This is a genomic window from Novosphingobium sp. FSW06-99, from assembly GCF_001519065.1.
Classification (GTDB): Bacteria; Pseudomonadota; Alphaproteobacteria; order Sphingomonadales; family Sphingomonadaceae; genus Novosphingobium.
The window spans coordinates 40,656-60,720 of the sequence record NZ_KQ954256.1; the positions used below are offsets into that span (position 1 = coordinate 40,656).

The 20,065-nt window shown below is 66.2% G+C and carries 16 protein-coding genes; 8 read left to right on the forward strand and 8 right to left on the reverse strand.

All coding sequences use genetic code 11. The annotated features are described in order from the left end of the window. Positions 1-40: 40 nt before the first annotated feature. A complete protein-coding gene (locus AQZ49_RS10995) occupies positions 41-1,150 on the forward strand; it encodes a glycoside hydrolase family 5 protein (RefSeq protein WP_067615526.1) in 1,110 nt (369 codons plus the stop codon). An 8-nt stretch (positions 1,151-1,158) separates the two neighbouring features. Continuing rightward, on the forward strand, positions 1,159-1,869 hold the full coding sequence (locus AQZ49_RS11000) for a Stf0 family sulfotransferase (RefSeq protein ID WP_156428260.1): 711 nt from the start codon (positions 1,159-1,161) through the stop codon (positions 1,867-1,869). On the opposite strand, the gene AQZ49_RS11005 is transcribed toward AQZ49_RS11000, so the two are convergent. From AQZ49_RS11005 to AQZ49_RS11015, 3 genes are read right to left on the reverse strand one after another with little or no spacing between them, the layout of a single operon-like run. Further along, a complete protein-coding gene (locus AQZ49_RS11005; RefSeq protein ID WP_067615530.1) occupies positions 1,851-2,366 on the reverse strand; it encodes a hypothetical protein in 516 nt (171 codons plus the stop codon). The genes AQZ49_RS11000 and AQZ49_RS11005 overlap by 19 nt on opposite strands. Continuing rightward, positions 2,363-4,603, reverse strand: a complete 2,241-nt coding sequence (locus AQZ49_RS11010; protein ID WP_067615532.1) for a glycosyltransferase — start codon at positions 4,601-4,603, stop codon at positions 2,363-2,365. The genes AQZ49_RS11005 and AQZ49_RS11010 overlap by 4 nt, the downstream gene beginning before the upstream one ends. Before the next feature lies 1 nt (position 4,604). Next, the gene (locus AQZ49_RS11015; RefSeq protein WP_156428261.1) at positions 4,605-5,261 is read right to left on the reverse strand and encodes a tetratricopeptide repeat protein; all 657 of its coding nucleotides are present in this window, start codon (positions 5,259-5,261) and stop codon (positions 4,605-4,607) included. A 232-nt stretch (positions 5,262-5,493) separates the two neighbouring features. On the opposite strand from AQZ49_RS11015, the gene AQZ49_RS11020 reads away from it, so the two are divergent. The 3 genes from AQZ49_RS11020 to AQZ49_RS11030 all read left to right on the forward strand — a co-directional run bounded on the left by AQZ49_RS11020 (position 5,494) and on the right by AQZ49_RS11030 (position 9,198). After that, positions 5,494-6,675: a glycosyltransferase gene (locus AQZ49_RS11020; protein ID WP_067616053.1), complete on the forward strand. Its 1,182-nt coding sequence runs from the start codon at positions 5,494-5,496 to the stop codon at positions 6,673-6,675. Beyond that, a complete protein-coding gene (locus AQZ49_RS11025; protein WP_197411016.1) occupies positions 6,654-7,778 on the forward strand; it encodes a capsular polysaccharide export protein, LipB/KpsS family in 1,125 nt (374 codons plus the stop codon). The genes AQZ49_RS11020 and AQZ49_RS11025 overlap by 22 nt, the downstream gene beginning before the upstream one ends. Positions 7,779-7,917: 139 nt before the next feature. Beyond that, positions 7,918-9,198 carry a capsule biosynthesis protein gene (locus tag AQZ49_RS11030; RefSeq protein WP_231739197.1) on the forward strand — a complete coding sequence of 427 codons (1,281 nt, stop codon included), beginning with the start codon at positions 7,918-7,920 and terminating at the stop codon, positions 9,196-9,198. Here AQZ49_RS11030 and AQZ49_RS11035 read toward each other — a convergent pair. The 5 genes from AQZ49_RS11035 to AQZ49_RS11055 form a co-directional block, all read right to left on the reverse strand. Further along, positions 9,140-10,423, reverse strand: coding sequence for a nucleotide sugar dehydrogenase (locus tag AQZ49_RS11035; protein ID WP_067615536.1), 1,284 nt, complete (start codon positions 10,421-10,423; stop codon positions 9,140-9,142). The two genes, AQZ49_RS11030 and AQZ49_RS11035, sit on opposite strands and share 59 nt — an antisense overlap. A 110-nt stretch (positions 10,424-10,533) precedes the next feature. Further along, positions 10,534-11,442 (reverse strand): SPFH domain-containing protein, encoded by a 909-nt coding sequence (locus AQZ49_RS11040; RefSeq protein ID WP_067616059.1) that lies wholly within the window; start codon positions 11,440-11,442, stop codon positions 10,534-10,536. 100 nt (positions 11,443-11,542) lie between these two features. After that, positions 11,543-13,279, reverse strand: coding sequence for a tannase/feruloyl esterase family alpha/beta hydrolase (locus AQZ49_RS11045; protein ID WP_067615539.1), 1,737 nt, complete (start codon positions 13,277-13,279; stop codon positions 11,543-11,545). A 1-nt stretch (position 13,280) separates the two neighbouring features. Further along, complete coding sequence (locus tag AQZ49_RS11050; RefSeq protein ID WP_067615541.1) at positions 13,281-15,491, reverse strand: TonB-dependent receptor; 2,211 nt, start codon at positions 15,489-15,491, stop codon at positions 13,281-13,283. Positions 15,492-15,544: 53 nt separating this feature from the next. After that, entirely contained in the window at positions 15,545-16,036 is a 492-nt protein-coding gene (locus AQZ49_RS11055; RefSeq protein WP_082701721.1) for a MarR family winged helix-turn-helix transcriptional regulator, read from the reverse strand. Positions 16,037-16,264: 228 nt separating this feature from the next. Here AQZ49_RS11055 and AQZ49_RS11060 point away from each other — a divergent pair, with 228 nt between their 5' ends. Genes AQZ49_RS11060 through AQZ49_RS11070 form a run of 3 tightly spaced genes read left to right on the forward strand, consistent with a single transcriptional unit; the run spans position 16,265 to position 19,781 of the window. Then, positions 16,265-17,473: a hydrolase gene (locus tag AQZ49_RS11060; protein WP_067615544.1), complete on the forward strand. Its 1,209-nt coding sequence runs from the start codon at positions 16,265-16,267 to the stop codon at positions 17,471-17,473. Next, complete coding sequence (locus tag AQZ49_RS11065) at positions 17,470-18,510, forward strand: arginine N-succinyltransferase (RefSeq protein WP_067615546.1); 1,041 nt, start codon at positions 17,470-17,472, stop codon at positions 18,508-18,510. The genes AQZ49_RS11060 and AQZ49_RS11065 overlap by 4 nt, the downstream gene beginning before the upstream one ends. Positions 18,511-18,521: 11 nt before the next feature. Next, positions 18,522-19,781: an N-succinylarginine dihydrolase gene (locus AQZ49_RS11070; RefSeq protein WP_067615548.1), complete on the forward strand. Its 1,260-nt coding sequence runs from the start codon at positions 18,522-18,524 to the stop codon at positions 19,779-19,781. Positions 19,782-20,065: the final 284 nt, after the last annotated feature.

Sequence of the window (20,065 nt, forward strand, 5' to 3'; positions counted from 1 at the left end):
CGCCCGCCCCGCCATTGCACTCGCCAGCCGGAGACATGCCATGATCGCGTTCACGTTTGCCCGCAGAAGTCTTGCGCTGATTGGTGCTGTTGCCGCGTTGATGGCTGTCCCGGCCCATGCCGATCAGGGCCAGATCACCCTGATCAAGGGGGCGTTGTTGCGCGATGGGCGTCCGTGGATTGTCAAAGGGGTCAAACTGACCAGTCGGCTGGTCCCGCCCAAAGTGATCGACCGCCCGCTGATCAATCCGCACCTGCGCGAATCGCAGGCTCTGTGGTCATCCGCGCTGCCGCTGCGCATCCGCGCCTATGGCGCCGATACGGCCGTGATTTCGGTATCGCAGCCCGGTCTGGACCCGCAGCACCCGATCCATGACCCGCAATACCGCGACGAAGTGGTCTCGGCCATCAACGCATTGCGTCAGGCCGGGCTGACGGTGGTGATTTCGATGCAGTGGGAAAATGGTGCCGGTGCGCCCAAACAACCCGACTTGCCCGGCGACAGCACGCTGTCGGCCTGGCGCGCGCTGCTGCAGGCCCTGCCCGCCGACGACGCGGGGCTGGTGTTCGAAGTGTTGAACGAACCGATGCCGATCAAGACGTTCACACCTCAGATCCCGGCGGACTTATGGGCAAACTGGAAATCTGCGCACGAGACGGTGATCGCCGCGATCCGTGCCGCCGGGTTCCACCGGCAGGTGGTGGTGGTCGGAGGGCTCGACGGGGCGCACCGGCTCGATCAGGCGCCCGACGTGACCGATCCTGACCACAGGCTGGCCTATGGCATTCATCCCTATCTCAATGCGGGCAATCTGGAGTTTGACACGGCGGCGGGGTGGGACCGCTATTTCGGCGATTTCTGCCAGCACCATGCCTGCATGATCACCGAATTCGGGCTGGCGCGCCGCCCCGGCGATGCCGGCACCGCGTGCAAGGGCGATGCCCCGCAAGTGTTCGCGCGCTTGCTTGCCTATGCCTGGACCCGGCGCATCGGCATGGTCGGCTGGGCCTATGACTATCCCTGGACGCTCAACCAGGGGCCCGATTACACGACACCGACCAATTTCAAGACCTGGGCCGGGACGTGCGAGGCATCGACGATGCCCTATGGCATTGGCCAGATGCTGACCGACTGGTATCACAGCCATTGACCGGCGAAGTGCCTCCACACGCGGCAAGCCGCCTGCGCGCCGCCTTTGCCCGGCATGGCGTGACGCAGTGCGCCTTGCTGACCAGCACGTTCCGTTCGGGCAGCACGTTTGTGGCCGCGCTGCTGGGGCACAACGGGGTGCCGGGGCTGCTGGAAGAACGCTTCAACGATGTCTGGCAGGCCACATCGATCGATGACCATCTCGACCGCGTGATCGCCCCGTTTGCCGGAGGCCAGTTTCCCACCAAGATCATGTGGCCACAGCGCAACAATCTGGCCCGCATGATCGATGCCCCGCGCACGGCTTCGGCGCAATTTGCCGCCGCCTTCCCCGGCGCGCGGTGGCTGCATGTCCGGCGACGCGACACGTTCCGCCAGGCAATCAGTTTCTGGCGCGCCCAGCAAAGCGACCGCTGGCAAGTCTATGAACCGGGCAACGAACCGGAAATCCCCTATTCGTTCGAACAGATCGATGCCTGCGCGCGCGAACTGGCATTTCATGACCGGCTGTGGAGCGATTTTTTCGAACGGGCCGCGATCACGCCCTATAGCGTGGTGTATGAGGATGTGCTGGCCCATCCCGACATTCTTGATGGCTATCTGGCCCGGTTTGGCGCACGCATCGCCGACACGCAGGTCAAGCTGCGCCGCCAGGCCGATGACCTGACGGACCGCTATCTCGATCGGTATCTGGGCGATCTCTACGCGCGAGGGGATTGATCGGGGCTGGCTGCAGGTATGGTCCCGGCGGCGGGTTCGGCCGCGGATGCGTCGTCGTCCTCCGGCACGATGGCGGCAAGCGGGCCTCGTTCGACAATCCGGCGGCGAAAATCATAGTCTGGCCGCCCCGGCAACGTTCGGTTGTGCGCGTGCAACAGCGCGCCGAGGCCATCGGCGCGATCGGCAGAGGCAACATTCTCGGCAATCATCGCGCCCAGCGCGGCCTCGACATCGCGTTTCAGCGCATAGGCCGCGGGTGACTGCACCGGCCCATCCGGGCGATGGCGCGACGGCCGATTGCCCGCAGCCGCCAATGCCCGCAGCCGGTCAAGGATCTCGGGATCGTCGTCAAACGCATGCTGGCGCAGCACCAGCCAGGGCAGCACTTCCTCCTGCCGGGCCAACACGCGCGCGAGTTCGCCCAGCAGCGCGGTGTCGGGATCGCGCCCCAGCACCAGCGCGATTGCCGATCCCAAGGCGGCAGGTTCGATGGTCATTGCACAGTCTCCCGCGTGGCCAGAACCTGTTCGTAAAAGGCCTCGATGCCTTCGGCCATGGCCTCTGCGCTGTAATGCGCGGCCCAGGCGGCGCGGGCCAGATCGGCGCGCCGGTCCAATTCTTCGCGGTCGGTCGACAGCCACACCAGTTCGGCGGCGATGCGTGTCGCCACATCGGGCGTGTCGGCAAAGGCGCGCGCGCCATGCGCCTCGCGCGCGATCTCGCCCAGTCCGCCGCTGTCGAGCGCCAGCACCGGCCGCCCCGCAGCCATCGCCTCGATCGCGACCAGCCCGAACGATTCGAACCGGCTGGGCATCAGCACCACATCGGCGGCGACATAGGCATCATCGAGCGCGGCGCGATCCAGCACCCCGCCGAACGCGATGCGCGGGTGCCACAAGATCGCCTCTGCCCCCGCCTGCGCGATCGCCTCACGCGAAGCCGCATCGAGAGCGCCGCCGATCAGCGTCATTTCGACATTGGGCATGTCGATCACCGCGCGCGCCACTTGCACGGCGATGTCAAAGCCCTTGCGCGGTTCGAAGCGCCCGGCAAACAGCACCCGCAGCGGCGCATGGTCGCGCCGCGCCTGTGCCCGTGCCGCCGCCGCTTCGGCGCGCGTGATCAGCGGATCGGGCGTGCCATGCGCCACCACCACCGCACGATCACCCGGATCGACCCCGTGACATTCGGCAATCGCGGCGATGATCGCGCGGCTGTTGGCCAGCAGATGCGGCGCGCGCTGCAGCAGCGCGGTTTCCGCCGCGATGATCGGCGCGACATGGCGCGCCGCCAGCAGGGGACGTTCCTGCCATTCGGGCTTGAACGGCAATGCCATCGCATAAGTCGTGTGCAGGCTGACCACGGTCACGAAATCGGGATCGTCGACCAGCGGCAGCCCTTCCAGATCCCATATCGGAAACGACACCAGATCGAGCCCGAACGATTTGAGGAAGTGCGCCTCGCGCCACACCCGCTCGGCCCAGGCCGCCTTGCCGTGGGGCAGGCCATAGCGTTCGGCCACGGCGCCCACACTTGCAGCATCGGGATCGACCTGCAGGCGGTGGACCCACAGGCCGTCATTGAACGTGACGGTTTCCTCAGCCCCGGAGGCAGCCAATGTCAGCACGTGGACATTGTGCCCGCGCGCGCGCAATCCTTGGGCCACGAGATGGGTCCAGCGGGCGATGCCGTTGTCGTTGGCGGGTGGCCAGCCTTGCGAAACCAGCGCGATCCGGCGACCGGGATTGGCGGCAAATCGCGCGAACGCGGGCGGTTCGCCAAGTGCCACCAGATCGAGATCGCCGCCCGGCTTGTCACCACTGGCCATGGCCCGGCGCTGCCCTTCGCGCAGGCCCAGCATCAGATCCTGATCGAGCGAATGGCGGTGGTCGGCATCGATCGCCCGGTTGGCTTCGCACTGCGCGTTACCGGCCAGCACAGTCTCGCGATAGGTATTGAGCGCCTGCCCCGCCTGCACCAGGTCGTGTGTGCCGCCGTGGCGCGTGATGAAATAGCCCTTGGACACTGCCGAAGGATAGAGCGTGCGCGCGACCCGCCCGCCCGACCGGATATGGCTGGGGGCAAACTGGTGCCAGACCATGGCATGGGGTTCATAGCGCACATGCCAGCCCGCATCGACCAGCCGCAGGCACACGTCGGTTTCATCGAGCAGATAGGCAAACGTGTGGTCGAACCCGCCGATCGCGCGCAATGCCATGGCGCGAAACGACGAATTGGTGCCGAGCAGGCTGGGAAAAAACGGCGTGCCCGGCTGGTTCAACGGTCGTTCGTCAAAATAGTCGGTCACTTCGTGCGCATTGCCATAGCGATCACACAGCACTTTGCGCACTTGCCAGCCGGTGCCGGTGTTGTCGACGGTATAACCCCCGACCGCGCCAACCGCCGGGTCGGCATAGACCGCCGCCAGCCGCCGCAACCATTGCGGATGCGGCACGGCATCATCATCGATAAACGCAATGATCTCACCCGCCGCGGCGGCAATGCCGATATTGCGCGATACCGCCAGATTGGCCTGATCGCAGCGCAGCGCCTTGATCGCATCCCCCCAGCGCGCGATCACCGCCGCGCTGTCGTCGGTCGAAGGGCCATTGACCACGATCACCTCGAATTCGGGATAGTCGAGCCCGGCCAGCCCGCGCAGCGCGTCATCGAGCCATGCCCCCCGGTTGTAGGTGTTCACGACGACCGAGACGGCAGGACAGATCGCGCTCATGTCAGGCCCCCAGCACGGCAAAAAACGCCCGGTTGGCATGCAGGACGCCCGGCATATCGAGCATGCGCAGCAGCACCGCGCGATTGTTCGGGGCGGTACGCAACAGTTGCAGCACGACCTCGCACCCCGTCAGGCCCGGCAGGCGCAGCAATTTGCCCAGCACGCCAATGTCGTGAATTGTCGGTGGCGCCAGCATCGGCGCCACGTCGAGCCGGGGCAATCCCTCGCGTTCAAAGTCCGCTCCGTTCAACCGTGCCACGAACGCCAGATGCTGATCGACCATGTCCGCAGGCGCGCCCAGCGCCACCGCGCTGCGGTACCAGATCTCGGCCTGGTCGAACATCTCCTGTTCCTTGACCGTGTGCGCAAACTGGATGCAATAACCCCAGTGCAGCGGAAAGCGGCGCAGCGCCTGGCCATATTCCAGCTCTGCCATGGCCCAGTCGCCCCGGTCGCGCGCGGCATCGGCCAGGGCCACGCTGGCGCGGAACCCTTCGTGCACGACCGCGCCGTCGAGCGTTGCGGCAATCTGCTGCGCGCGAGTCAGCGCGGGCTGTTGGGCCATGTCGAACCGGTGGGGCGCCACCAGCGCCACCCCGACCGGCGCAGCCTGAACCGCACCGGGCAGGCTGATGATCTGGTCTGTTTCGGCTCTCATCGCCAGCAACTCCATTCGCCCCCCGCGGTCACCCCGTCGCCGCTGCCATGTTTCGGTTTACGCTCATGGCAAATGCCCTTAGGTCGCCAATAAAGCCTGCCCGACGCCGCTGCGCCTGACCGCTTGAACCCGGACAGGTTGCTAAGCCAAACCCCGTATAATGGTAGCATGCCATGCTCCGTTTTCGAACGATTGCGCCCGAGGCGGCGAACGCGTCGGAGGCCCGATCGGCATGACCATCGCCCCGCAGCTGCTGCTCGATGTCAGCCGCCTGGTCTGGCGCCGGTGGGCCGGGCGATTGCCCACCGGGATCGACCGGGTGTGTCTTGCCTGGCTCGACCGCCATGCCGACAACGCCCGCGCGGTGCTGCAATGGCGCGGGCGCGTGCGGGTGCTGTCTGCGGCCCGTTCGGCGCGGCTGTTTGGCTTGCTTGCCCAGCGAGGACCCGGCTTTCGCGCGCGGTTTTGCGCGATGGTGCCGGGCATCGTAGCCAGCGCGTCGGGTGGCGAGGATCTGGCCGGGCGGCTCTATTGCAATGTCGGGCACACCGGGCTCAACCATCCAGCGCTGGTGCAATGGGTGGCGGCCCATCGCCTGCGTGCGGTGTTTCTGGTGCACGACCTGATCCCGATCACCCACCCCGATTTGTGCCGTCCAGGCGAGGCCGCACGCCACCATCGGCGCATGCGCCATGCCTTGCTGGCGGCCAGCGCGATCATCGCCAATTCGGCCGCAACACGTAACGAACTGGCCCGGTTCGCCGCCGCCGAGCGTCTGCCGGTGCCGCGCCTGCACGCGGCCTGGCTGGGCAGTCCCGATCGGCCCGATCGAGTCACCCCGCCACCGCTCGATCGGCCCTGGTTCGTCACTGTGGGGACGATCGAGGCGCGCAAGAACCACCTGCTGCTGCTGACCCTGTGGCGGGACCTGGCACGGATCATGGGCGCGGCCACGCCGCTGCTGGTGGTGGTGGGCCAGCGCGGCTGGGAGGCCGGATCGGCCCTGGCGCTGCTCGATCATGATCCGGTGATCCGCGCGCATGTGCGCGAACTGGGCCGCGCCGACGATGCCACGCTGGCCGGTTTGATCGCCGGGGCGCGCGCGCTGCTGATGCCCTCGCTCGCCGAAGGGTTCGGCCTGCCGGTGATCGAGGCGCTGCAGGCGGGCACCCCGGTGATCGCCAGCGATCTGCCGGTGTTTGACGAGATCGGCAGGTCAATCCCGCTGCTGCTCGATCCGCACGACAGGCCGGCCTGGCTGGCGGCTGTGCAAGACTTTTGCAGCGATGGTCCCGAACGGACGCGCCAGCGCGCCGCCATGGCGGATTTTCGCGCGCCGCGTTGGCCCGATCATTTCACAAGCGTCGAAACCTGGTTGCAGCAGGAGGGCTTGTGGCCGCAACCGGGCGTCTGATCGCGATCGGATTTCGCCGCTGGCGCGCCTGGAATCTGGGCCCGCTGTTGCGTGCCGAGGCGGACGCGGTGCGGTTTGTGCGCGATGTCGCCGCGGCGCGCAGGCTGCGCCCCGGCCCGCGCGACCGCATCGCGGTGTGGGGCGCGACCTCGCCGGCCGGGCTGGAGCATCTGATTGCCGACACAGCGGCGCGGCTGGTGCGGATCGAGGACGGGTTCATCCGCTCGGTCGGGCTGGGCTCCGACCTGATCGTGCCGCAATCGCTGGTGTTCGACGCATGCGGGATCTATTTCGACGCGACCCGCGCATCGGGTCTGGAACATCTGTTGGCGACGGCACAATTCGATGCCGTGCTAACCGCCCGCGCGGCGGCGCTGCGCGCGCAGATCGTTGCGCGCGGGCTGACCAAGTACAACGTCGAAAGCGATGCCCCGGCGCAGTGGGACAGCGGCACGCGCCCGGTCGTGCTGGTGCCCGGCCAGGTCGAAAGCGATGCCTCGATCGCGTGCGGCGGAGGTGCCGTGCGCACCAACCAGGCCTTGCTGCGCGCGGTGCGCGCGGCCCGCCCCGATGCCTTTGTCGTCTACAAGCCGCACCCTGACGTGATGAGCGGCAACCGGCGCGGGCGGCTGGCCGAGGCGGCGGCCTTGCGCATGGCCGATCATGTCGAAACGCGCGCCTCGATCATCGCCTGCCTGGCGCGCAGCGACGAAGTGCACACGATCACCTCGCTGGCCGGGTTCGACGCCCTGCTGCGCGGGGTGCCGGTGGTAACCTGGGGTGTGCCGTTCTATGCCGGGTGGGGGCTGACCGACGATCGCGCGCACGACCATCCGGCCTGGGCCCGGCGCGGACGGCGGCTGACGCTCGACGCGCTGACCGCTGCCGCGTTGTTGCTCTACCCGCGCTATTGGGACCCGCTGGCGGGCGATTTCACCACGGCCGAAGCCGCCATCGCGGCAATTGCCTCCGAACGCGACCGATTGCGCGCCAGTGCCGCGCCAGACCGGCTGATGCGCGGATTTTGGCGGCGCCAGCTACGCAAGGTGCGCGTGCTGGTGCGCGCTGCCTGTGCCGACAAAGGCCGGTTGGGGCGCGATTGACACCGAACCGGGTTGGTCGCCGCTTTGGGCGCAAACGCCCGTTTGTTACCCGTCCCCCGTAACGAATTCCCGGCGGAACTTCGCTAGCAGGGGGCCATGGGTGATCGAGGGCGGGGTCGAGGCATTTGCGGGATCTCGCGTGCTGCTGCTGCAGGGCCCCGTCGGACCGTTCTTCGCGCGCTTTGCGAAAGATCTGAAACGCGCAGGCGCCCATGTTGAAGCCATCGCGTTCAACGGCGGCGACTGGTTGTTCCAGCCGCCGCGCAGCGTCTGCCCGACCACGCTCTATCGCGGCACGATGCAGGCCTGGCCCGACTGGCTGGCGCGCCTGATCGTGGCGCGATCGATCGACATGGTGTTCCTGTTTGGCGATTGCCGTCCAGTCCATCGCGCCGCACACCGCGTGGCAACCCGTCTGGGTGTCGAAGTCGGCGTGTTCGAAGAGGGCTATCTGCGGCCCGATTTCATCACGCTCGAACGCCACGGGGTGAATGCCAACAGCCCGTCGCGGCAGGGCCCCGCGCATTATCGCGCCTGCCCCTTGCGCCAGACTACGGTGCGGCCGATGCCACGGTCGTTCTGGCCGATGGTGTGGTGGGGGTTTGTCTATTTCCTGGCCGCCAGTCTGGCCCGGCCATGGTTTCGCGATTACCGCCATCACCGCCCGATCGGGTTTCTGCAGGCGCTGCCCTGGCTGCGATCGCCGCTGCGCAAGGCCTGGTATGCGCTGGCCGAGCGCGGGGTTCAGGCGCGGATGACCGGGGCCTGGTCGGGGCGGTTCTTTCTGGTTCCGTTGCAGGTCCACAACGATGCGCAGGTGCATTTTCACGCCAATGTGGGGGGCGTGGCCGGGTTCATTGCCGACACCATCGCCTCGTTCGGCCGCGCCGCGCCCGCCGATGCGCTGCTGGTGTTCAAGCATCACCCGCTGGACCGGGGCTATTGCGACTATGCCCGTACCATCGCGCGCGCCGCACGGGCCTCCGGATGCGCCGCGCGCGTGGTCTATTGCCATGATCAGCACATGCCGACGGTCCTGCCGCATTGCCGCGCGGTGGTGGTGATCAACAGCACCTCCGGGCTTGCCGCGATCGGCTGTGGCCGCCCGACCAAAGTGATGGGCGAGGCGATCTACGACATGCCCGGCCTGACGTTTCAGGGTTCGCTCGACCGGTTCTGGTCCGAGGTGGACAGCGCCGCGCCCGACCGCGACCTGTATGAACGGTTTCGCGGCGAGCTGATCGCAACCACGCAGATCAACGGCAATTTCTATCGCCGGCTCGATCGCGACGCCTGCGCCACCGGGCTGGTGTGGACCGGCGAGCGGGCCCGCGCCGCGGCCACCATGGTGGCATTCCCGCTCAGAGGCTCCAGTACCGCAACCCTGGCGGCAAGGACGCCGGCACGAGCGACGATTTGACATCGATGATCACGCCGCCGGGCACTGCCATTGCCGCAATCGCCGCCCCGCCCAGATCGGCATAGGCGCGATGGCCGACCGCATAGATCACCGCATCGAGATCGCGGAACGCATCGAGGGGACTGAGCACAATGTCGAATTCGTGCGCCGCCGCATGCGTGTCGGCCAGCGGGTCGTGAACCAGCGGCGCAATCCCGAATTCGCGCAATTCGCGCACGATGTCATGGACCTTGGAATTGCGGATATCGGGAACGTTTTCCTTGAACGTCAGGCCCAGAATACCGACCCGCGCATCACGCAGCGCCCGGCCGCCCCCGGCCAGCAGCTTGACGGTGCGCTGCGCGATATAGCTGCCCATGCCATCGTTGATCCGCCGCCCGGCCAGGATCACTTGCGGGTGATAGCCAAGCTGTTCGGCCTTGGCGGTCAGATAATAGGGATCGACCCCGATGCAGTGCCCGCCGACCAGCCCCGGATAGAACCGCAGGAAATTCCACTTGGTGCCCGCCGCCGCCAGCACTTCGCGGGTGGAAATGCCGACCAGATCGCAGATCTTGGAAATCTCGTTCATCAGCGCGATGTTGATGTCGCGCTGGGTGTTTTCGATCACTTTGGCTGCTTCGGCGACCTTGATCGACGAGGCGCGATGGACACCCGCCGTCACCACCGAGCCATAGAGCGCGGCCAGCGTGTCGAGCGTTGCAGCGTCTTGCCCGGCGACGACTTTGACGATCTTTTCGAACGGATGCTCCTTGTCGCCCGGATTGATCCGTTCGGGGCTGTAACCGAGCGTGAAATCGACCCCGCTGACCAGGCCCGACACGCGTTCGATCACCGGAGCGCAGATTTCTTCGGTGGCGCCGGGATAGACGGTCGATTCGAACACCACGATCGTACCGGGCCGGATCACCCCGCCAACCGTGATGCAGGCCGACTCCAATGCGCCGAAATCAGGCCGGTGCCCGTCATCGACCGGGGTCGGCACTGTCACGATGATCACCGGGCAATCGGCCAGCGCCGCCGGATCATCGGCAATTTCCAGCGCGGATGCGGCCAGATCGGCATCGCTGACTTCGCCGGTGAAATCGTGGCCCGCGCGCAAGCTTGCCACGCGGTGCGCGCCGATATCATAGCCGACCACGGCGTACTGGCGCGCAAAGGCAACCGCCAGCGGCAACCCGACATAGCCCAGCCCGACGACCCCGATCCGTTCGACAGATTTCATGATGTTCCGGGCGATCCCTTGGTGGTGTCAGGCATGGCGCGCGCAGCGGCGCCCGAGTCGGGTCATAATCGCCACCCCCTTACTCGTGGTAAACGCGGCGCAACGGCCGGTCAGCGTTTGGCGGCGTCGGCGCCGATCATGGATTGCATGATCTGTTCGGAAATCGACTGTACCGATCCTGGCGTGTGCGACAGGAACAGGGTGTTGGTCTTGTCGCTTTCGCCGATTGATTTCAGCGTGTCGAAATACTGCGTCACCAGCACCAGTTGCATCACGTCCTGCGCGGTGGCCTCGCCCAGCGCCTTTTGAAACCCTTCGATCGACCCCGACAGCCCTTCAATGATCGCGCGGCGCTGGTTGGCAATGCCCTGGCCCTGCAGGGCCTTGCTTTCGGCTTCGGCCTCGGCCTTTTTGACCACCAGGATCTTTTCCGCCTCACCCCGCGCGTTGGCGGCGACTTGTTCGCGCTGCGCGGCGTTGATGTCGTTCATCGCCGCCTTCACTTTGGGATCGGGGACGATGTCGGTGACCAGCACGTTGACGATTTCAAAGCCGAACGCGGCCATGTCGACATCGAGTTCCTGCTTGACCGCCGCGGCAATGCTCGACTGGCTGGCAAACACTTCGTCGAGCGTCATGCCCGGCACATGGCCCAGCACGACCTGTTCGACATAGGACTGGATCTGCGCCACCGGGTCCGACAGGCTGTAATAGGCTTCATAGATCTTTTCGGGCCGCACCCGTGTCTGCACCGAAATCGGGATGGTGACGAACACGTTGTCGTGCGTCTTGGTTTCCATGGTCAGCGCGATCTGGTTGACGCGCAAGCTGATGCGCCCTTCCAGCCGATCGATGAACGGCACTTTCCAGCCCAGCCCCGGCGCGGCACTGCGCCGAAACTGGCCGAATCGAGTGATGATCGCTGCTTCGGCCGTCTTGACCGTGTAGAAACTGCCCAGCGCCGCAATCAGGCCGAAGAACAGCGCAATCATCGCCAATGTCGTCAGCACGATATCCATCACACCCCCCAGGACGGCCACCCATGGCCGCGATCGCAACGCTGCGCCGGGCCATGGGATAGGATGGAACGCACCGGATTCCAACCGGATGCGTGTGCTGTCAGCGCGATGGTTTGACCACGCGGCAGGCAAACCCCGCCCCGGCAGGCCGCGCCTGCCCGGGATAGGCACACAACGGGCGTTCGCGGCCCGGCCAGGGCGTGGCGGGCCCGGCCTTTGCGGGGATGGCCTCGGGCGCATGGTGATCGATCACCCAGGATTCGAGCGCAGCCAGGCCATCGAACTGGTCAGTCGCAGGCCCGCCTGCACAATGGTTCATGCCCGGCACCGGAAAGACGCGCGCAAAGTCGGCGGCATGGCCGCCGGCCTTGCGATTGACCGCGTTCCACCAGGCGATCGTGTCGTTGGCCGAAAACACCGGATCGCTCATACCGTGGGGCACGATCAGCTTGCCCCCATGCGCGCGAAACGCCGACAGGTCGGTTGCGTGCATGCCCACATCGAACCACGCGGATTCGGTGAACGGCGGCGCCACGGCATAGATGCGCGGCGCATCGCGATCGAAATCAAACGCCAGTTGCCAGGCCAGCAGCTTTTCCGGATCGGCCCCGAGCACCGTCGGCGGGGTGGTGAACACCGCCGCCAGCGACCCTGCGCCGAGCACGACATTGAGCGAGGGCGGGCCGTTGTCGAGCCCCACCGTCCACAGCCGCCAACCTGGCAGGCCGACACCCGCATCCCACGGCCAGGCGGCATAGAGCGGCTTGCCCGCAGAATTGCGCGGCCCCGCCATCAGCCTCTCGATCGCGGCAAGCTGGTCGGGCGCGAGACACGCGCCGGTTGCCCCCGGTGCGCACAGGTGTTTGCGCAATTCGGGCAGCACACGCGCGGCGGTGCACTGGCCGATCGCGTTGATCATGCCGTCCGCCGCGCCATCCAGCGAGTCGCACGCGGCCAGCGTCGCCTGTGACACCAGCGCCGATTGCACCGGCGTCAGCGCGGTCTTGAGTCCCGCCACGGTCGGGTTTTCACCGCGCCCGCGCAAAATGCCCGCAAACTGCTGCGTGTCCCAGGCCTCGGCCAGCGCCGCGCGCGGCAGCGCGAAGCCCGGCGCCATGGCAAAAATGCCATCGAACGCATCGGGGTAGCGCTGGGCAAAGGCCATGCCTTCCTGCCCGCCCTTCGAACAGCCCCAGAACAAGTTGGTCTTGCTGTCGCGGCCATAGAACGCGCGGATCACATGGCGCCCGACATCATAGGACGGTTTCAGGCTGGCAAAGCCATAGTCGCGGCGCGCCTGCGGGTCGTGACCGAACACCAGATCGCCGCCATGGTCGGGCTGGTTGTTGCGCGTGTTGTCGTGGCCCGCGTCCTGCGCGATCACGGCATAGCCGCGCAGCAGGCCAGGGGTGGCGCCGCCGCCGACAAAGCCCAGGGCATCACCCACCACACCATCCGACCCGCCACCGCCGGTGAACAGATAGCGCCCGTTCCATGCCTGGGGCAGCCGCAGGCGGAACCCGATCCGATATGTGCCGCCAACCAGGCCTGGCCGTTCGCCGAAATAGCCTTCGACCAGACAATGCGCAGGCGCCGCCACTGGCCCTTCGCGCGTGGCCACCTGGGTTCCCGCCGCCTGCCATGTGGCGGCGGTAATGGTCAGCCCCTGCACCGGGGCGCCCTTGACCGCCGCAGTGGCAAGCCCTGCGCACGCCGCTTCGCGCGATGGCGCGGCGCCTGCCTGCGCCCGCGCCATCTGTGGCGCGATGAACAAGGCCGCACCCGCAAACAGGGCAGTGGCGGCACGCGTTGTTTGATGGATGCGACCCTTGATCATGTCAGAACCTCGCCTGGAAACGCACGCCGAATTCGCGCGGCGCGCCGAAGAACTCGTTGGCACCGGACACGCCCGTCTCGTAATATTCCTTGGTGAGATTGGTGCCATAGACTTCAAGCTTGTAGTCATGCCACGTCAACGCCACACTGGCCGACAGCAACCGGTGCGCATTGATCAGCGCCTGTGGCAGATAAGTCAGGTTGGCTTCCTGCGACCCGACGTAGTTGTAATTTATCCGCGGCTCCAGCTTTGTCTCGTCGCCAAGGTCGAAGGCATAGGCCAGGCTGGTGTTCCAGGTCCATTTCGGCGACAGCAGGTTGGGCCCGCCGCCCGGATTGGTGACCGTGTTGCCCAGATAATCGAAACACGACGGGAACGTGGCACCACCCGTGCATTGCGGCAGATTGGCGCCCACACCCAAGGCATAAGGGTTGACCGCCGGGAACGATGGCAGGTGCGAGGCCACGTATGACCCGCCAAAGTCGAAGGAAAAGCCGCTGAGGCGCGCCTGTGCCGAGGCTTCGAAACCCTTGATGCTCGATTTGCCGGGCACGTTGTACACCCCGGCCTGCCCGCTCGACAGCGTGCTGTCGATCTGGAAGTTCCGGTACGAGTTGTAGAAGGCGCCCAACTGGGTGCGGATATGATTGGCCATGAAGCTGGATTTCCAGCCGGCTTCATAATCCCACACTTCTTCGTGCAGGAACGTCTGGCCCGGAGGATTGATCCCGCCCGGTTTGTAACCGCGCGCAACGAAGACATAGATCATGTTGTTGGCGTCAGGCTTGTAGTTGAGCGCCACTTTGCCGGTGGCCAGACCGTCGGACTCAGTGCCGTTTTGCGGCGCCAGAACGATCGTGATCGGGTTTGGCGGAGGGCCGAACGTGCCGACCCCGACCCCGTAGACATTGCCCGTGCCATCGACGTGGAAGTGCGAATAGCGCACGCCCGTTTCGAGTTCGAGCTTGTCATTCAGCTTCAGATTGCCTTGCGCAAACACGCCGTAGACAAGCTTGTCGGTGATCGGATTGGGGATGATCTCGAACGGCGCCGTGCCGGTGATGTGCAACAGCACGTCGATCTTGTTGCGCTGGGCATAGCCACCCAGGATATAGTTGAACGCGCCTGTGGTGGGCGAAATGATGTTGATTTCCTGGCTGTATTCGCGCTCGCGCACCCACTGGTCCTGGTACTGGGGTTCGCCCGGACCGCCGTAATAGCTCAGGATCGACGTACCATCGAGGTCATAGGTGTTGTTGATACGCTTGTTCTGATAGCCGGTTTCCGACCGGATGATCAGGCCGCCCGGCGTCTGGTACTTGATTTCGAGCGCGGTGTTGGACGCGCGCTCGAACCCGGTCGTGGGCGAATCGTAATCGAGCACATAGGGAATGCCCGTCGCGCCCGCCGAAAACGGCGTGTGGGCAATCGGCTGATAGGCATAGCCGCCGTTCTGGTTCTGGGCCAGTTCGCCTTTCCAATAGACCGTCAGGCCGCCATTTTCGTACAGCGCCGACAGCCGTTCCTGATGCGTATCGAGCCGGTCGGGACGGTTGTCATAGACGCCAAGGTCTTTGTAATAGCTGTCGCGGCTATGCTGATCGGTGGCAAAGCGCAGCGCGAAATGATCACCGATCGGCACGTTGATCGCGCCTTCGCCCTTGAAATTGTTATAGCTGCCCGCTTCGAGATCGATGTCCCCGGTCAGTTTGCCCAGCACCGGGCGTTTGGAGTTGATGAACACCGCGCCGCCGGTCGAATTCGACCCAACCAGCGTGCCTTGCGGGCCGCGCAGCACTTCGATGCTTTTGACATCATACAATTCAAGGCTTTGTGTGATCGGCGGCTGGAACAGCCCGTCGACATACGTGGCAACCCCGTTGGCGACTTGCGGCGATCCGCTCGCCAGCCCGATGCCGCGAATGTTGACCGATTCGGTCAACCCCGCCTTGGTGATGGTCAGGCCCGGCGCAACATTCTGCAGATCGCGCTCGGTCGTCACTTCCTTGTCGTTCAGATCGTCGCCGCTGATCGCGGTGATCGCGATCGCCACTTTCTGCGCGCTTTCGCTGCGGCGCTGCGCGGTCACCACGATTTCCGCCGGGGTGGGCGACGACGACGACGACGACGCCGGTTGATCCTCGGCCAGCGCAGGCTGTGCCAAAGTCACCACTGCGAGCGAAATCCCCGCAGCAAGCCAATGCTTTTTCATAAGTCCCTCTCCCATTATGATCGTGTTGTGTTGTGGTACCGTGTGGCCGCTGTTCAGGCCTGATCGCCTCCGATCCGCTCCAGACTTTCCAGCATGGTGACGAGCCGGGCACGGTCTTCGGGTGACAGGACGGCGGCGATGCGCGCCTGATGCCGGGCATGGGCCTCGGTCATCTGTGCGAGCACGCGCGCGCCCGGCCCGGTCAGGAACAGGCCGTTGACGCGCCGGTCGTTTTCACGCTGGTGACGTTCGACCAGGCCCCGTTTTGACAAGTCGTTGATCAGGCTGACCAGGTTCGGCCCTTTCAGACCCAGTTGCGCGCTCAGGTCCTGCTGGCTGAGCCCCGGCGCATCGTTGATCATCACCAGCGCGGCATAATGCGGCGGGCGCAGACGAAACGGCCGAAATGTCAGCAACAGATCCTTCCACAAGGCGGCCTGGGTAAAGCGCAGACGAAACCCGATCTGCCGCGCCAGGTCGCACGTCGCCACGTGTGGCGTATCGATCACGCCACCGCCGTCCGATGCCTCTGCCCTGTCACGCATCGCTGCCCCCGTTGGCCGCCAGGCGGCCGTTCATGGCGAGCAAGTGCCCCGGAATCCGGCTGCAAACCTTTGTCCGCACCGCATCGCTCCCAATTCTGTTATGACTCATAATTATCATATCGAATAACAATCCGTCAAGCCTGTCGTGCGATTGTGCGCCGATGCACCGCCGAACCGGATGGCCGCCAAGGGTTCACCTTGCGCGTCCCATGCGCTAAGCGGCCCGGCATGAGCGAGCTTTCCCCTATCGAGCGCGATCTGGTTGCGCGGATCGATCCGGCGCCGATGCTGGATCAGGTCCTGGCGTGGAGCGCGATCAACACCGGCACGCGCAATCTCGACGGGCTGGCGCAGCAGGCCGATCTGCTGGCGCGCGCGTTCGGCGCCCTGCCCGGCACGGTCACGCTGGAAGAGGCCGCCCCGGTCGAGGCCGTGACCGGCGACGGGCGCAGCGTGGCGATCGCGCATGGGCGCCATCTCGTGCTGCGCGTGCGGCCCCAGGCCAACCGCCGGTTTCTGCTGACCGGACACATGGACACCGTGTTCCCACCCGATCATCCGTTCCAGACGACGCGCTGGCTCGATGCCGAAACGCTGAACGGGCCGGGCGTGGCCGACATGAAGGGCGGCATCGCGATTATTCTGGCGGCGCTGACCGCGTTTGAGGCCAGTCCGGCGGCGGCCGGCGTGGGCTATGACGTGCTGATCAACGCCGATGAAGAAACCGGCAGCCTGTCGTCGGCACCGCTGATCGCGCGCCTCGCCAATGGCAAGGCCGCGGCGTTGACGTTCGAGCCCGCCGCGCTGCCCGACGGCACATTGGCGGGGGCACGGCCCGGCAGCGGCAATTACAGCGTGGTGATCCACGGAAAGTCCGCGCACGCCGGGCGCAACCCGCAGGACGGGCGCAACGCGATTGTCGCGGCGGCACATCTGGTGCTGGCGCTGACCGAACTGGCGGGCAGCGACATCAGCGTGAACCCGGCAAAGATCGACGGCGGATCGGCCAACAATGTCGTGCCCGATCTGGCCATCGTGCGCTTCAACATCCGCCCGCGCGAAACCGGCGCGGCCGCGCGCTTTGCCGCCGCGATGCCCGTCGTGCTGGCGCGGATCGAGGGCGACCATGGCGTGCACACGCATGTCCACGGCGGCCTCTCGCGCCCGCCCAAGCCGTTGAGCGAGGCGGCCGAGCGGCTGTTTCACCTCGTGCGCGAATGCGGCGCAGCGCTGGGCCAGACGATCGGCTGGCAAGCCAGCGGCGGGGTGTGCGATGGCAACAACATTGCCGCCTGCGGCGTGCCGGTGGTCGACACGATGGGCGTGCGCGGCGGCGCAATCCACTCATCCGACGAATTTTGCATCGTGCCCTCGCTTGCCGAACGGGCGCGCCTGGCAGCCGTGGTGCTGCACCGTCTTTCCGGGGAACAACCATGACCTTTCGCATCCGCGCGGCGCAACCGGCCGATCTTCAGCATCTGTACGACATGGCCAAGCTGACCGGCGGCGGGTTCACCAACCTGCCCCCCGATCGCAAGGCGCTGACGGCAAAGCTCGACCGCGCCGCTGCCGCGTTCGGCAACACCGACGCAGGCGATCCGCGCCAGGTGAAGGACGAACTGTTCGTGCTGGTGCTGGAAGACACCGCCACCGGCGAAGTGCGCGGCACCGCGCAGATCTTTACTTGCGTGGGCCAGCAGATCCCGTTCTATTCCTATCGCATCGCCACGCTGACCCAGCATTCCAAGGAATTGGGGCGGACGTTTCGCGCCGAATTGCTCAATCTGGTCACCGACCTGGAAGGATCGAGCGAAGTCGGCGGGCTGTTCCTCCACCCCGGCGAACGCGCGGGCGGGCTGGGCATGTTGCTGGCGCGCAGCCGCTATCTGTTCATCGCCATGCACCGCCAGCGCTTTGCCGACCGCATTCTGGCCGAATTGCGCGGGATCATCGATGAACGCGCAGGCTCGCCATTCTGGGACGGCGTGGCCGGGCGGTTTTTCGGCATGAGCTTTCAGGAAGCGGACTATTTCAACGCGATCAACGGCCACCAGTTCATCGCCGACCTGATGCCCAAACACCCGGTCTATGTCTCGATGCTGCCCGAATCCGCGCGGCAGGTGATCGGCCTGCCCCACCCAACCGGCCGCGCGGCGATGCGCATGCTGGAAGAGGAAGGCTTTCACGCCGAAGGCTATGTCGACATTTTCGACGGCGGGCCGACAATGACGGCGCGCACCGACCGCGTGCGCTCGATCGCCACCGCCAGCGCCGCCACCGTCACCCAGGTGCGCGCGCCCGAAGGCGACGCCGGGCACCGCCGCGCGCTGATCGCGACCGGGCGGCTGGCCGATTTCCGCTGCACTTATGGCGAAATCGCGCTCGATGGCGAGGTCGGCGTAGTGCTCGATCCACTGGCGGCGCAGGCGCTGAATGTGGGCGAAGGCGACGCGGTCTGGCACGTGGCGCGATAGGATCGGATGCAATGACCCTGGTGGAAATCAATTTCGACGGCCTGGTTGGTCCCAGCCACAACTATGCCGGGCTCAGTCTTGGCAATCTGGCCTCGGCCAGCCACGGCGGCGATCCTTCATACCCGCGTGCGGCGGCGTTGCAGGGGCTCGACAAGATGCGCCACAATCTGGCGCTGGGGCTGGTACAGGGCTTTTTCGCGCCGCTGCCGCGCCCGAATGACGGGTTCACCGCCGCGCTGGGCGTGCTCGATGCCGGCGATCCCGCGCAAGTGCGGCTGCGCGCGGCGGCCTGGTCGGCCAGCGCGATGTGGACCGCCAATGCCGCCACGGTCTCGCCCGCGCCCGACACCGCCGATGGCCGGTGCCACCTGACAGCCGCCAATCTGGTGACAATGCCGCACCGGTCGCACGAATGGCCCGACACCGTGCGCCAGTTGCGCCTGGCCTTTGCCGCAACGGCCCATTTCGCGGTGCACGACGCGGTGCCCGCCTGCTTTGGCGATGAAGGCGCGGCCAACCACATGCGCATGGCCGCGCATCACGCGGCACCGGGGATCGAACTGTTTGTCTATGGCCGCCCCGGCGGACGCTTCCCCGCGCGCCAGCACGAACAGGCCAGCCGCGCGGTAGCCCGCCTGCACGGGCTTGACCCCGCGCGCACGCTTTTCATCGAACAATCGGGCGAAGCGATTGCAGCCGGGGCGTTCCACAACGATGTCGTGGCGGTCGCCAATGAACGCGTGCTGTTCACCCACGAAGCCGCCTTTGCCGACCCCGAAGGAACATATACCGCGATCCGCGCCGCCTTGCCCGAGGCAGAGATCGTGGTCGTGCCGACCAGCGCGGTCAGCCTGGCCGATGCGATAAAATCCTATCTGTTCAACGGCCAGTTGCTGACGCTGCCCGGCGGCGAGATGGGCCTGGTGATCCCCCTGGAAGCCTGGGAAACCCCCAGCGTGCGCGGCTGGCTCGATACCATGCTGGCCTCGAACGGCCCGATCCGCCGCGTGCTGCCGGTCGACGTGCGCCAGTCGATGGCCAATGGCGGCGGCCCCGCCTGCCTGCGCCTGCGCGTGGTGGCCGATCCCGCCACGATCGATCCGCGCTTTCTGCTCGATCCTGCGCGCATCGACACCCTGTCGGCGGTGATCGCCGCGCATTGGCCCGAACAGATCGACCCCGCCGATATCGGCACCGACACGCTGGCCCGCACCGTGCGCGCGGCGCGTGGCGCGTTGCTCGATGCGGCCGGGCTGGGGGAACTGGCATAGACGACCCCGACGACCAAACCGGCCCGTTTTCGATCCTCCCCGAAACGGGGAGGGGGACCGGCGAAGCCGGTGGAGGGGTTTCGCCGCTGGGTAAAACATCGAAAATACGCGGATCACGGCCTGTGACCTGGCGCGTCTGCGCTATCTGGCGCAATCCGGCAGGGCCCCTCCACCAGCTTCGCTGGTCCCCCTCCCCGTGCCGGGGAGGATTTTGGCAGGCGGTTTCCCGGGACGTCGGTTCCGTTTACAGTTAACTGTCTTTTTTCGGGAACGACGGGGAACCA

Bases quoted from the DNA above. Each gene is read 5' to 3' on its own strand.
- AQZ49_RS11005 (WP_067615530.1), bottom strand. From the start codon at position 2,366: ATGACCATCGAACCTGCCGCCTTGGGATCGGCAATCGCGCTGGTGCTG.
- AQZ49_RS11070 (WP_067615548.1), top strand. From the start codon at position 18,522: ATGACCCTGGTGGAAATCAATTTCGACGGCCTGGTTGGTCCCAGCCAC.
- AQZ49_RS11015 (WP_156428261.1), bottom strand. From the start codon at position 5,261: ATGAGAGCCGAAACAGACCAGATCATCAGCCTGCCCGGTGCGGTTCAG.
- AQZ49_RS11045 (WP_067615539.1), bottom strand. From the start codon at position 13,279: ATGATCAAGGGTCGCATCCATCAAACAACGCGTGCCGCCACTGCCCTG.
- AQZ49_RS10995 (WP_067615526.1), top strand. From the start codon at position 41: ATGATCGCGTTCACGTTTGCCCGCAGAAGTCTTGCGCTGATTGGTGCT.
- AQZ49_RS11065 (WP_067615546.1), top strand. From the start codon at position 17,470: ATGACCTTTCGCATCCGCGCGGCGCAACCGGCCGATCTTCAGCATCTG.
- AQZ49_RS11055 (WP_082701721.1), bottom strand. From the start codon at position 16,036: ATGCGTGACAGGGCAGAGGCATCGGACGGCGGTGGCGTGATCGATACG.
- AQZ49_RS11010 (WP_067615532.1), bottom strand. From the start codon at position 4,603: ATGAGCGCGATCTGTCCTGCCGTCTCGGTCGTCGTGAACACCTACAAC.
- AQZ49_RS11020 (WP_067616053.1), top strand. From the start codon at position 5,494: ATGACCATCGCCCCGCAGCTGCTGCTCGATGTCAGCCGCCTGGTCTGG.
- AQZ49_RS11060 (WP_067615544.1), top strand. From the start codon at position 16,265: ATGAGCGAGCTTTCCCCTATCGAGCGCGATCTGGTTGCGCGGATCGAT.
- AQZ49_RS11040 (WP_067616059.1), bottom strand. From the start codon at position 11,442: ATGGATATCGTGCTGACGACATTGGCGATGATTGCGCTGTTCTTCGGC.
- AQZ49_RS11050 (WP_067615541.1), bottom strand. From the start codon at position 15,491: ATGAAAAAGCATTGGCTTGCTGCGGGGATTTCGCTCGCAGTGGTGACT.
- AQZ49_RS11035 (WP_067615536.1), bottom strand. From the start codon at position 10,423: ATGAAATCTGTCGAACGGATCGGGGTCGTCGGGCTGGGCTATGTCGGG.